This is a genomic window from Kitasatospora sp. NPDC092039, assembly GCF_044756065.1.
Taxonomy (GTDB): domain Bacteria; phylum Actinomycetota; class Actinomycetes; order Streptomycetales; family Streptomycetaceae; genus Kitasatospora.
On record NZ_JBIVSD010000035.1, the window covers coordinates 19750 to 31941 of the forward strand.

The following is a 12192-nucleotide window of genomic DNA, read 5'->3' on the forward strand; positions in this document are numbered from 1 at the left end:
GCCGCACCGGTCCCGGTGCGGCGGCTCGTCGCGTCCGTCCGGATCCGGCCGGACCGCCCCGCGCGGCGCGTACCGGCGGCCACCCGCCCCGCGCGGCCGCGCCGTCCGTCCGTCCGGCCGGTGCCGCGGCCCCGCCCGCCCCGGGCCGGATCCGGGCGCCGAACGCCGGCCGGTCGCGTCAGCGGTGGTGGGGCGGCGGGGGCGGGAGGGTGTCGGCGCCGGGTGCGGGTGCCGGCCAGACCAGCAGGACGGGACAGGGCGCGTGGTCGACCACGAAGCGGGTCGCGGGGCCGAGGCTGTGCGGGCCGAGCCGGGTGCGGTCGCCGTCCCGGGCGAGCACCAGCAGCTCCGCGCCCTCGACGGCCGCGACGACCTCGCGTTCGACCCGTCCGGTGCGTTCCACGTGGGCGCAGGGGCGGCCGAGGCGCTCGGCCGCGGCGTCGAGCAGCTCGCGGGCGGAGGCCGCCGCCAGGGTCTCCACCCGGGTGCCGGGGTCCCGTTCGCGGTGGCCGCGGCCGAGCAGCCCGGCGAAGGCGCCGTGCGCCACGCCGGGCACCTCCTGGCCGCTGACGTGCAGCAGGACGATCTCGGCGTCCTGCGGCGCGTGCGCGCGGGCGGCGTCGACACAGGCGGGCCAGGTGCCTTCGGCGATCCAGACGACGACGGTCACGGTGTCAGCCTCCGAGGACTCGTAGGGATGCCCACAGTGCCACCACGGCCGCCGCCAGGGCGGCGGGCACGACGAGCAGTCCGAGCCGGGTGAACTCGCCCAGGCCGATGTCGGTGTCGTGCTCGCGGACGATGCGCCGCCACAGCAGGGTGGCCAGGGAGCCGGCGTAGGTGAGGTTGGGGCCGATGTTCACCCCGAGCAGCACCGCCAGGACCGCGCCCGCACCGGACGGGACGGCCAGCGGCAGCAGCACCAGGGTGGCGGGCAGGTTGTTGATGACGTTCGCCAGCACCGCCGCCAGCGCCGCGACGCCGAGCAGGGCGGGCAGCGAGGTGCCGTGGGGGACGAGGTGCCCGAGCGCGGAGGCCAGCCCGTTGTCCACGACGGCCCGGACCACGATGCCGAGCGCCAGCACGAAGGCCAGGAACGGCACGGCGGCCGAGCGCACGATCGCCACCGGGGTGGTGCGGCGCCGGACCAGGGCCCGGACGGCGAGCACGAGCGCTCCGGCCAGCGCCGCCCAGGCCGGATCGACGCCGACGACCGAGGTGAGGACGAATCCGGCGAGCGTGCAGGCGACGGTGACGAGCGCGAACAGCGGCGTCTCCGGCGCCGTCACCTCGTCCGCGGTCGGGGCGCCGGCGTCCAGGTCGGCGGCGAAGAACCGGCGCAGCACCAGGTACTCGACGGCGATCGCCGCCAGCCACGGCAGCGCCATCAGCGCGGCGAACCGGGTGAAGCTCAGCCCGCTGGCGGCGAAGGCCAGCAGATTGGTGAGGTTGGAGACCGGCAGCAGCAGCGACGCGGTGTTCGACAGGTGGGTGCAGGCGTACAGGTGCGGCTTGGGCCGGGCGCCGAGCCGGGCCGCGGTGACGAACACCACCGGCGTCAGCAGCACCACGGTGGCGTCCAGGCTGAGCACCGCCGTGACCACCGAGGCGACCGCGAACACCTGCGCCAGCAGCCGCCGCGGGCTCCCGGCCGACGTCCGCGCCATCCACGCCCCGCAGGCGCGGAACAGGCCCTCGTCGTCGCACAGCTGCGCCAGCACCAGCACGGCCGCCAGGAACCCGATCACCGGCCCGAGCCGCTGCGCCTCGGCCACCGCGTGGTCCCAGGAGATCGCCCCGACGGCCACCACCGAGCCGGCCGCCGGGACGGCGACCACGGCCTCCGGCCAGCCCCACGGCCGCACCACGGCGCAGACCAGCACCAGCACCAGCAGCCCGATGGACAGCGCTTCCGCGGATGACGTACTCAGGGTCTCGCTCCTCGCAGGTGACGGTGCCCACCTGCTCCGTCAACGCGCGGGTGGGCCGGTAGGAATGTACCGGTTGCGACGGCGTGACCAGGGGCGGCACGGGGAGCGGGGCCGGGGAGCGCCGGGGCGCTCCGGGCCGGTTCCGGGTGCGCCCGGCGCGCTGTGGCACGATGCCCGCAGGCCGGCCACCACGGGCGGCCCTCCGCAGGTGAGGAGAGGACAGCCATGACCGAGACCGCCGCCGAATCCACCGGGCCCGCCGGGGAGCCCGTGTTCCGGCCCGCCGTGTCCGCCGACGTCCCGGCGCTGGTCGCGCTGGTCGAGTCGGCCTACCGGGGCGACGCCAGCCGGGCCGGGTGGACCACCGAGGCGGACCTGCTGGACGGCCGGCGCACCGACTCGGAGGCCGTCACGGAGGCCGTGGGCCACCCCGAGGGCCTGGTGCTGCTGGCCGAGCGGGACGGCGAACTGCTCGCCTGCTGCCAGCTGGAACGGCGCGGCGAGCGGGCGTACTTCGGCATGTTCTCGGTGCGCCCCGGGCTGCAGGGCGGCGGGATCGGCCGGGCCGTGCTGGCCGAGGCGGAGCGGGTGGCGGCCGAGGAGTGGGCCGTCGGCGCGATGGAGATGACGGTGATCGAGCAGCGCGCCGAGCTGATCGCCTGGTACGAGCGGCGCGGCTTCCGGCGCACCGGGGAGTTCAGCCCGTTCCCGTACGGCGACGAGCGGTTCGGCATACCGCTGCGGCCGGACCTCCGGTTCGCCCACCTGGTCAAGGAGTTGAAGGCGGCCGGGTGAGCCGTGGGCGCCCGACCGGGCCGGTTTCCGCAGGTGACGCCCTGTCAAGTCGTTGAGCTGGGGCGATGCGGAGATGTCACACCTCGTTCATTATTGGTCTAGGCCAATGTGAGAAGCTGAGCGCGAACGGCCACGTTCCGTCCGCTGCCCAGGGGGGCCATTTCCGCATGCCCGTTCTCCATGGCACCGCCATGCCCGCACCCGACACCGGTCCGCGCCGGACACCCGCGGACCCCGACGACCACCGACTGCCCAGCCCGCCCGACGACGAGGAGCTCTACTGGTACTTCGGCCCGCAGCGCCGCTGGGTGCTGCTCTGCGCCACCCTCTCCTACGCGGGAGCCACCGCCACGCTCGGCCTGTTCGCCCTCAGCAAGCCGCTGCTCTGGCCGTTCCTGGTGCTCACCGTGCTCAACGCGGCCACCTGGCTGCTCTCGCTCACCGACGGCCAGCGCGCCCGGCGCTTCACCCGCGACTCGCACGACCTGCTGCTGCGCGCCTGGAGCCCCGCCCGCGCCCCGAGCGTGGACCTGCTGCTGCCGACCGCCGGCGAACCGCTGGCCGTCCTGGACAACGCCTACCGGCACACCGCGGCCGTCCAGTGGCCCGGTGAGCTGACCGTCCTGGTCCTCGACGACGCCGGCCGCCCCGAGGTGCGCCGACTCGCCGAGTCCTACGGCTTCCAGTACCGAGCCCGCCCCGACCGGGGCCGGTTCAAGAAGGCCGGCAACCTCAACCACGGCCTGGCCGAGGGCACCGGCGAGATCGTCGCCGTCCTGGACGCCGACTTCTGCCCCCGCCCCGACTTCCTGCACCACCTGGTGCCCTACCTCGACAACCCCGGGGTCGGCATCGTGCAGAGCCCGCAGTGCTTCGACACGGACGCCGACATGTCCTGGCTCGAACGCGCCGCGGGAGCCACCCAGGAGATCTTCTACCGCTGGATCCAGCCCTCCCGGGACGCGCAGGACGGCACCGTCTGCTGCGGCACCAACGCCCTCTACCGCCGCGCCGCCCTGCAGCGGATCGGCGGCTTCGCCGAGATCGACCACAGCGAGGACCTCTACACCGGCCTCGCCCTCGCCCGCGCCGGATGGGCCACGCGCTACGTCCCCGCGCTGGTCGCCAAGGGCATGTCGCCCACCGGACTGCCCGCCTTCATCAGCCAGCAGTACCGCTGGTGCCTCGGCTCCCTGGCCCTGGTCCGCGACCCGGACTTCCGCAAGGGGCCACTGCCCAGGTCCGCCCGGCTCTGCTTCTGGAACGGCATCCTCGGCTACGTCACCAGCGCGGTGAACGTCTTCGCCGTGCCGCTGCCCGCCCTGATCATGCTGTTCTTCCGGCCGGAGGAGATCCAGCCCTGGCAGGTGCTGCCGTTCCTGCCGCCGATCTGGGTCGCCCTGGTGCTGCTGCCCGCGATGTCCCGCACCCGCTGGCGCTTCGAGGTCACCCGGGTCCAACTCCTCGGCGGGCTCTGCCACGTGGTCGCCATCGCGCACGCGCTGCGCCGCCGCTCCGCCGACTGGGTGCCCACCGGCGCCGTGTCCGGCGGCAGTTCGCTCGCCCGTACCGTCGCCCGGATCGGGGTCGGCTGGCTGGGGTTCGTCGTCCTCGCGGGCGTCGCCGGACTGGTCCGGGCCGCGCTGCTGTACGGCTGGCAGCCCTACTGGGCGCTCGCCGGGCTGCTCGCGCTCACCGCGTACACCATGGTCCCGCTGATCCGGGAGCTGTGGCCGCTGCTGAACGGGGCCGGGGGCGGCAAGGGCGCCTCCGTCGGAGAGGTCGCCGCGCCCGCCCGGCGCCGCTCCGACCTCGGGTTCGGCCGGGCCGAGGCCGTCGCCGTCACCGCCGTCCTGCTGCTGTGCGGACTGCTGGCCTCCGGCTGGGCCGATCCGCTGCTCTTCTGACCCGCCGTCAGTTCCGCTTCACCGATCGATCGTTGCGTTTCCTTGCGCGTCGCCCCACCGGCGCGGACACCGCCCGGCCGCCCCATCGGCCCGGCGGGCCCGACCACCGCTGCCACTCCTGCAAGGAGCACCGCCGTGTCAACGGCCGTACCACCACCGCCGTCCGCCGATTCCTCCGCCGCTGCCTCCGCCGCTGCCTCTGCCTCCGGGACACCCACCGGCTCCGCCGGGACGCGCACCGACCTGCTGCCCGGTGTCGTCCGGATGGACCGCGAAGCCGCCGCGCCGCGGCGCGCCGCCGTCGCCGAGAACGGGCGGACCCGCCGGCGCACCGCCTTCCGCCCCGACATCGAGGGGCTGCGCGGCGTCGCCGTGCTCTCCGTCCTCGCCTTCCACTCCGCCGTCCCCGGCCTGACCGGCGGCTTCGTCGGCGTCGACGTCTTCTTCGTCGTCTCCGGCTTCCTGATCACCGGCCTGCTCGTCGGCCGCCCGCTCGGCCTGCGGGACTTCGCCGCCCGCCGCGCCCGGCGCATCCTGCCCGCCGCCGCCACCGTGCTGGTCGCCACCGCCGTCGCCGGCGGCGCCCTGCTCGACCCGCTGCGCGGCACCGACCTCGCCCGCGACCTGATCGCCTCGGCCGGCCAGTTCGCCAACTGGCGCTTCGTCGGCCAGCAGACCGACTACCTGGCCGCCGAACGCGATCCCAGCCCGCTGCAGCACTTCTGGTCGCTGGGCGTGGAGAACCAGTTCTACCTGCTCTGGGGCGTCCTGCTGCTCGGCCTCGCCCGCTACCTGCACGGGCGCCGCCGCACCCTGGCGATCACTCTCGCCACCGTGGCCGTCGGCGGCGTCTCGCTGGCGCTCTGCCTGCGCTGGACGGCCACCTCCGCGCCGCTCGCCTACTTCTCCACCGGCAGCCGGCTCTGGGAGTTCGCGGCCGGCGCCTGCGCGGCGCTGGCGGTCCCCGCACTGGCCTCCCGAGCCGAGCGGCGGCCGACGGTGTGGTCCCTGCGGGTGGTCGGCTGGCTGGGCCTGGGGGCCGTCCTCGCGCCGGTCGTCCTGTACGACCGCACCACCGCCTTCCCCGGCACCGCCGCGCTGCTGCCCGTCCTCGGCACCGCCGCCGTCCTGCTCGCCGGGCACGGCACCCCCGGTGCCGCCGACGCCGGCCGACTGCTCGCCGCCCGCCCGCTGCGCGCCGCCGGACGGCTCTCCTACGCCTGGTACCTCTGGCACTGGCCGGTGCTGACCATCGCCCAGGCCCGGTTCGGCGCGCTGCCCTGGACCACCCTGCTCGCGCTCACCGCCGCCAGCGCGCTGCCCGCCTGGCTCACCCTGCGGCTGGTCGAGCAGCCGCTGCGGTACGGCAGCAGCCCGGCGCCCCGGCGCGGGCTCGCGGTCGGCGCCAGCGCCCTGGTCATCCCGCTGATCGCCGCACTCACCCTCGGCGGCGGCACCGTGCGGGCCCTCGGCGACCCCGCCGCCGGGCCCACGGCGGCCCCCGCCGGAGCCGCCGACGGCCCGGGCCTGCTCGCCCCCGGCACCCGGGTGCTCGCCCTGACGCCCTCGCTGGCCCGGGCCCGGGAGGACTTCCCGCCCGGCAAGGGCTGCGAGATCCCGCTCAACGCCGACAGCAGCCCGCGCTGCCTCTTCGGCGCCGAGGACAGCCCCGACCGGATCGTGCTGATCGGCGACTCGCACGCCGGGCAGTGGATCTCCGCCGCCCTCGCCCTGGCCGAGCAGCGGCGCTGGGCCCTGGAGGTCCTGGTCAAGCCCGGCTGCCCGCTGGCCACCCTCACCGTGCGCAACAACGTGCTCGGCCGCACCTTCGAGGAGTGCGACCGCTGGCGCGAGAACACCCTCACCCGGCTGACCTCCGGGCCCACGCCGCGGCTGGTCCTGATGGCCGGGCTCAACCGGTACGGCAGCCAGGAGGAGCGCGCCGAGGGGTGGACCCGCACCCTGGACCGGCTCACCGCGCTCGGCGCCCCGCTCGCCTACCTCGGCGACACCCCGATGCCCGGCAAGGACATCCCGACCTGCCTGGCCGCCTCCGACGGGCGCTCGGACGCCTGCTTCTTCCCGCGCGACACCGCCTTCGAGCCGGACCCCGTACTGGACGGCGGGCTCGCCGCCCGGTACGGGGTCCGGACCCTCGACCTCGGACCGCTGCTCTGCCCCGGCACCGGGCCATCCTGCCCGGCCGTGCTGGAGGGCGTCGTGCTGTACCGGGACACCGGGCACATCACCGACACCCTGGCGCGGGTGCTGGCGCCCCGGCTGGACAAGGGCCTGCTGGGGGCGGCGGCCGGTCCGGCTGCCACGGCCGCTCCCGCCGGGTCGGCCGGGTCAGCCGGTTCGACCGCTCCCGCCGGGTCCGCGTCACCGCGTCCGTGACCGCCGGTTCGCCGTCGGCTCAGCCGTAGAGGCTGTGGCAGATCCGGGCCTGGTCCGACCCGGGCGGCCAGTGGCCCGCCCGCTCCGCCTGGTCGCAGATGGTGCTCCGGCCGCCGCCCGAGCCCGCCCCGGCACTCGCCGGGGCGGGCGCGCCCGACGGGCCACGGGCCGGAGCCGCGGAGTGCGGACTGTGCGCCGGCTTGGGATGCGCGCTCGCCGAGGCGCGCTGGGCGTCGGGCGTCGTGCCGGCCCCGGCGCTGGAGGCGGCCGGCACCGTGACCGGGCCGCCCACCGGGACCGCCGGGCCCGGGGTGGGCGGCGGCAGCGGGGACGGCGCGGGGGTGGCCGGCGACGGCGAGACCGGCAGCGGCTGCGCCGCCGACTCCGAGGCGGACGGCGATGCGTCCGGCATCGCCGCCACGCTGACCTCGTCGCCCTTCCCCGGCCCGCACATCACCAGGACGGACGCCAGCACGGCGCCCGTCCCGACCATCGCGGCCGTCCAGGCCTTGCGTGACAGCCGCCTCGGCGGCGGGGCGGTGGACCACGGCGGTAGCGGATTCGTCGGGACCGGCGGCGGCTGCCAAGCGTCCTGCGGCCACTGCCACGGCCCTCCGGTGGGCTGCCCAGTCATAGTGCTCGTCCCTTCCAGCGGCCCCCCTCGAACCTTTCCGTGCTCAACGAGCGCGCCGACGCCGGGACATGACCCGGAAGAGGGGTCTGGACGGGCGTTGATTGCCACCGCGCCACATGCTGGGGGCATGGAGACCAACAGCACGTCCGAGGCCCTGGTCGAGGTGGCCGAGTTCCGGACCGACAGCCGCTACCGCCTCGTCCACTTCGAGGGCCACGGCTGGGAGCCGCTCGCACCGGAGGAGTTCGAGCCGCGCGTCCACCAGCTCTTCCCCGACCTCGACCCGCGCGACCCGCAGCGGGTCCACTGGGCGGACCGCCCGTGGGAATGGCCCGCCTGGCACCCCGGCGAGGCCTGAACCGGCTCCTGGAACCCGGGTACCGGCGCTGGCCCTGGACCCCGGGTACGGAGCGGGGCCCGGGCCGCGTCGGCGCGGCCGGAACCCGCCGGGGGCGGGAAGGCCGACCCCGTGACCCGGCTACGCTGAGCGGGTGAGTGCGGATCACTTCTGGCGCCGCCTGCCCGGCCGGGCCGTGGACGCCTGCTCGCCGGAGGAGCTCGGTGAACTCGTGCCCCGCGACCGCGACGTCCGGTACGACCGGCTGGCCTCGGCCGGGCTCGCCCTCGGCGTGCGGCGCACCGCCGTCCTGATGGAACTCGCACTCACCGAGAACGGCCTCCATCCCGACCCGGCCGCCCGGCTGCCCGTCTACGGCGGCGGCCACCGGCCGGACGGGGCGCCGCCGGACGGCGCCATGCCGGTGCTGCGCCCCGAGCAGGTCGCGGCGGCCGCCGCCTTCCTGCGCGGCTCGGCGCTCGGCGAACTCGTCCGCCAGCAGAACACCGTGCTGGCCCGCACGGCCGCGCACCTCGGCTACCCGACGCCCTGGTCCGAGACCTGGGCGGCACTCGTCGTCCACGACCTGCGCGAGCTGCGGGACTTCTTCGCCGGCGCGGCCGCGGCCGGCGACGCGGTGGTCGTCCGCAAGGCGGAGTGAACCCGGCCGCCCGGCTGCCCGTCTACGGCGGCGGCCACCGGCCGGACGGGGCGCCGCCGGACGGCGCCATGCCGGTGCTGCGCCCCGAGCAGGTCGCGGTGGCCGCCGCCTTCCCGCGCGGCTCGGCGCTCGGCGAACTCGTCCGCCAGCAGAACACCGTGCTGGCCCGCACGGCCGCGCACCTCGGCTACCCGACGCCCTGGTCCGAGACCTGGGCGGCCCTCGTCGTCCACGACCTGCGCGAGCTGCGGGACTTCTTCGCCGGCGCGGCCGCGGCCGACGACGCGGTGGTCGTCCGCAAGGCGGAGTGAACCCGGCCGCCCGGCTGCCCGTCTACGGCGGCCGCCACCGGCCGGACGGGGCGCCGCCGGACGGCGCCATGCCGGTGCTGCGCCCCGAGCAGGTCGCGGTGGCCGCCGCCTTCCTGCGCGGCTCGGCGCTCGGCGAACTCGTCCGCCAGCAGAACAGCGTGCTGGCCCGCACGGCCGCGCACCTCGGCTACCCGACGCCCTGGTCCGAGACCTGGGCGGCCCTCGTCGTCCACGACCTGCGCGAGCTGCGGGACTTCTTCGCCGGCGCGGCCGCGGCCGACGACGCGGTGGTCGTCCGCGAGGCGGAGTGAACCCGCCTGCCGGCGGCCGGGGGCCCGGCGAGGGCGGAGCAGCCCCCGCCTGAATTCCGCGGTGTTCCGGGCGAGTTCGACAGGGTGGGCGTCGGAGGCGGCCGCCACCCCGCGGGGCGGTGACGAGGTCGCGCTCCCAGCGCCGACCCGGACGGCAGCGGCGGCGCCGACGACGGCCCGGGCGTACGTCGGTCGGCCCGGCTCCGTCAGGGGAGCCACCGGCTGCGCCTCAGGTCCTACTCCGCTGGTCCCGGGCTTGCTTCGTCCTCGGGCCGATTGACGCCGGGCGGGGGTCGCGACCGATGATTCCTCGCGTCGGTTCGTCGTGTCCGTACCCGGGAGGCAGGCTGCTCATGTGGGCCAAATGGATCAGTTGCGAGGTACCGGTGGCCGCGCGGGGGCAGTTCTTCGCGGCGCAGCTCCACTGGTCGAGGATCAGTGACCAGCCGGGCCTGGTCGGGCAGGTCGGCGGCTGGGATCCGGCTACCGGCCATGCCCGTCTGCTGGGACTGTGGACCGACGCGGAGGCCTACGGCGGCTTCATGCGGGAGCGGCACGACGCGGTGGTCGCCGAGAGCGGGCCGAGCGCCGGCTACTCGGCGATCGAGACCGCCACCGGCGGGACCGTCCTGGAGATGCCGGGTGAGACGGCCGGTCCGGCCGCCGCACTTCGGCGCGCCGCTCTCCTGCGGGTCGCCGACTGCCGGCTGCTGCCCGGACGCCAGGAGCACTTCCTCGACGTCCAGCGCACGGTGTGGGCTCCGGGCATGGCGGCGGCCGGCGGCATGCTCGCCGGAGTCGTCACCCGCCTGGAGCCGGACCGCTACCTGGTCACGACCCTGTGGTCCGGCTCCACCGCCCACCAGCACTACGCCGCCCGGCACCTGCCGGCGCTGCGCTCTCGCGCCGCACCGGAAAACGACGTCCGGTCGATGACCGGCCACGCCGTGCCCCTTGAGGCGGCCTGGCGTGTCCTGCCCGGTCCCCGACCCGCCGAGCGGGGCGGGCGAACCTGACGAGGGCGTGGGGCGGCGGGTGGGTAGTCGGCGGGGCCGACTTCCCACGCGGCGTCACGACGCGCCGAAGTCCTCCGCCACCAGGCGGTCGGCCCAGGCAGTCAGGGCCGGGGTGAGCGGTGGACGGGTGAGGCCGGCGGTGGTGGCGAGGCGGTCGGCGGAGGCGGTGTCGTAGCGGTCCTCGGAGAGGAAGGTGAGGGTCTCCGGGTCGGCGCCGGTGAGGGCGCGGGGGAGGCGGCGGACGAGGCGGACGGGGACCAGGGCTCGGGGCGGGCGGACGCCGAGGTGGCGGGCGAGCAGGGTGATCAGCTCGGGGAGGTGGGGGGTGGCCGGGTCGAGGACGGTGTGGGCCGCGAGCGGGCCGCGGTCGTGCTCGGGGACGGCGGCCAGGAAGCGGGCCAGGTGGTCGACCGTGACGACGGGGACGAAGGTGCGCCGGGTGCCGGGCAGCAGGGGGAGGCGGCCGCGGTGGAGCTGCCGGACGAGTTGGGCGAGGCCCAGGTACTGGCCGGCCTCGCCGGTCCGCGAGTGGCCGATGACGCTGCTCGGGTTGACGGTGGTGAGCGGGACGCCGAGGCGGGGTGCGGTGACCCGGACGGCGGCGTCGCCGAGGTGCTTGGAGGCCTCGTACGCGCCGAGGCGGGTGTAGAGCGCGGCAGTGGCGGCCGGGTCGAGGGGGTGCTGCGGCCGCGGGTCGCGGCCGACGCGGTAGCCGGAGAGGTGGACCAGGCGGCGCAGCCCGGGGCGGGTGGCGGACCAGTGCAGGGCGTGCAGGGCGCCGTGGACGTTGGCGGGTTCGGCCTGGGCGCGGGTGAGGCCGAAGGCGTAGCGGGCGGCGAGGTTGTGGACGTCGCGGACCTCGCCGAGCCGGGCGTCGTCCTCGGGGGAGAGGCCGAGGCCGGGGCGGGTGAGGTCGGCGGTGACGGTGGTCGGCGCGCCGCCGTCCGCGCCGTGGTCGTGCAGCCAGCGGCGCAGGGCGTCGGCGCTGCCCGGGCCGCGGACGGCTGCGGCGACCGGCTCGCCGCGGGTGAGGAGTTCGAGGAGGAGCCAGCGGCCGAGGAAGCCGGTGGCGCCGAGGACGAGGGTGCGGGGCGGTGCGGTGGGGGGCACGGCGAACTCCAGGGTTGGGAATCAGTAGACCGGTCTGCATATTTTTTGAGCAGGAGGCGGCGCGGAGCGCTCGGCCCGTGCGGCGCCTACCCGCCGCCCACCCGTCCTACCCGCGGCCGAGCAGGTGCCGGACGGCATGCCGGGCGTGGTCCAGCGGTTCGCGGCTGCGCCGGACGGAGGCGAGCAGGACGGCGCCCTCCAGCAGGGCGAGCACCTGTCCGGCGGCGGCCTCGGCCTGGTCCGGGCCGAAGCCCTCGGCCTCCAGCCGCCCGGCCAGGACCCGCTGCCAGCCCCCGTACAGCTCGGCGCAGACCGTCCGCAGGGTCTCGTTGGTGCCGGCCACCTCCAGGGCGACGGTGGCGATGGGGCAGCCGCTGGTGTAGCCGGAGTGCTCCAGGCGTTCGGCGAAGGCCTCGATCAGCCGCTCGGCGAGGGCGGCGGTGTCGGCGCCGTCCCCGGCCAGCGCGGTGAGCAGCGCCTCGACCTCCTGGCCGGCCTGGGTGAGCGCGGCGGCCACCAACTGGTCCTTGCCGCCGGGGAAGTGGAAGTAGAGCGAACCGCGCGGGGCGCCGGTGGCGGCCACGATCCGGTTGAGGCCCGTCCCGAAGTAGCCCTGCGCCTCGATCAGTTCCCTGGTGCCGGCGATCAGCCGGGCCCGGGTCTCCTCGCCCTTGACTCCCATGCGGCCGATAGTAGACCGGTCTGCATATTCCTGTCGACGGGCCTCCGTGGACCCCCAGTGCGCCCCGGCGGGCTCCCGGCGGTCCTTCGGTCGGTCCTCG

At 76.4% G+C, this 12192-nt stretch carries 13 protein-coding genes; 8 read left to right on the forward strand and 5 right to left on the reverse strand.

Annotation, left to right across the window (positions count from 1 at the left end; translation table 11 throughout):
* Positions 1–178: 178 nt before the first annotated feature.
* On the reverse strand, positions 179–670 hold the full coding sequence (locus ACIQI7_RS37625; protein ID WP_401119004.1) for a universal stress protein: 492 nt from the start codon (positions 668–670) through the stop codon (positions 179–181).
* Positions 671–674: 4 nt separating this feature from the next.
* Positions 675–1931: an SLC13 family permease gene (locus ACIQI7_RS37630; RefSeq protein WP_401119073.1), complete on the reverse strand. Its 1257-nt coding sequence runs from the start codon at positions 1929–1931 to the stop codon at positions 675–677.
* 225 nt (positions 1932–2156) lie between these two features.
* Here ACIQI7_RS37630 and ACIQI7_RS37635 point away from each other — a divergent pair, with 225 nt between their 5' ends.
* From ACIQI7_RS37635 to ACIQI7_RS37645, 3 genes are all read left to right on the forward strand, one after another.
* The gene (locus ACIQI7_RS37635) at positions 2157–2726 is read left to right on the forward strand and encodes a GNAT family N-acetyltransferase (protein WP_401119007.1); all 570 of its coding nucleotides are present in this window, start codon (positions 2157–2159) and stop codon (positions 2724–2726) included.
* Positions 2727–2893: 167 nt separating this feature from the next.
* On the forward strand, positions 2894–4633 hold the full coding sequence (locus ACIQI7_RS37640) for a glycosyltransferase family 2 protein (protein WP_401119010.1): 1740 nt from the start codon (positions 2894–2896) through the stop codon (positions 4631–4633).
* Between the two features lie 135 nt (positions 4634–4768).
* Positions 4769–7030: an acyltransferase family protein gene (locus ACIQI7_RS37645; RefSeq protein WP_401119012.1), complete on the forward strand. Its 2262-nt coding sequence runs from the start codon at positions 4769–4771 to the stop codon at positions 7028–7030.
* A 19-nt stretch (positions 7031–7049) separates the two neighbouring features.
* On the opposite strand, the gene ACIQI7_RS37650 is transcribed toward ACIQI7_RS37645, so the two are convergent.
* On the reverse strand, positions 7050–7523 hold the full coding sequence (locus tag ACIQI7_RS37650) for a hypothetical protein (RefSeq protein ID WP_401119015.1): 474 nt from the start codon (positions 7521–7523) through the stop codon (positions 7050–7052).
* 268 nt (positions 7524–7791) lie between these two features.
* Here ACIQI7_RS37650 and ACIQI7_RS37655 point away from each other — a divergent pair, with 268 nt between their 5' ends.
* From ACIQI7_RS37655 to ACIQI7_RS37675, 5 genes are all read left to right on the forward strand, one after another.
* The gene (locus ACIQI7_RS37655) at positions 7792–8022 is read left to right on the forward strand and encodes a hypothetical protein (RefSeq protein ID WP_401119018.1); all 231 of its coding nucleotides are present in this window, start codon (positions 7792–7794) and stop codon (positions 8020–8022) included.
* 133 nt (positions 8023–8155) lie between these two features.
* Positions 8156–8662, forward strand: coding sequence for a hypothetical protein (locus tag ACIQI7_RS37660; RefSeq protein ID WP_401119020.1), 507 nt, complete (start codon positions 8156–8158; stop codon positions 8660–8662).
* The gene (locus ACIQI7_RS37665) at positions 8659–8973 is read left to right on the forward strand and encodes a hypothetical protein (protein ID WP_401119022.1); all 315 of its coding nucleotides are present in this window, start codon (positions 8659–8661) and stop codon (positions 8971–8973) included. Before ACIQI7_RS37660 ends, ACIQI7_RS37665 begins: the two co-directional genes overlap by 4 nt.
* On the forward strand, positions 8970–9284 hold the full coding sequence (locus ACIQI7_RS37670) for a hypothetical protein (RefSeq protein ID WP_401119024.1): 315 nt from the start codon (positions 8970–8972) through the stop codon (positions 9282–9284). The genes ACIQI7_RS37665 and ACIQI7_RS37670 overlap by 4 nt, the downstream gene beginning before the upstream one ends.
* 353 nt (positions 9285–9637) lie before the next feature.
* Positions 9638–10300, forward strand: a complete 663-nt coding sequence (locus tag ACIQI7_RS37675) for a DUF4937 domain-containing protein (protein WP_401119026.1) — start codon at positions 9638–9640, stop codon at positions 10298–10300.
* Between the two features lie 54 nt (positions 10301–10354).
* Here ACIQI7_RS37675 and ACIQI7_RS37680 read toward each other — a convergent pair whose 3' ends face one another.
* Both ACIQI7_RS37680 and ACIQI7_RS37685 read right to left on the reverse strand, forming a co-directional pair.
* Positions 10355–11410 (reverse strand): SDR family oxidoreductase, encoded by a 1056-nt coding sequence (locus ACIQI7_RS37680; protein ID WP_401119028.1) that lies wholly within the window; start codon positions 11408–11410, stop codon positions 10355–10357.
* A gap of 106 nt (positions 11411–11516) precedes the next feature.
* Positions 11517–12092, reverse strand: a complete 576-nt coding sequence (locus ACIQI7_RS37685; protein WP_401119031.1) for a TetR/AcrR family transcriptional regulator — start codon at positions 12090–12092, stop codon at positions 11517–11519.
* Positions 12093–12192 lie beyond the last annotated feature (100 nt).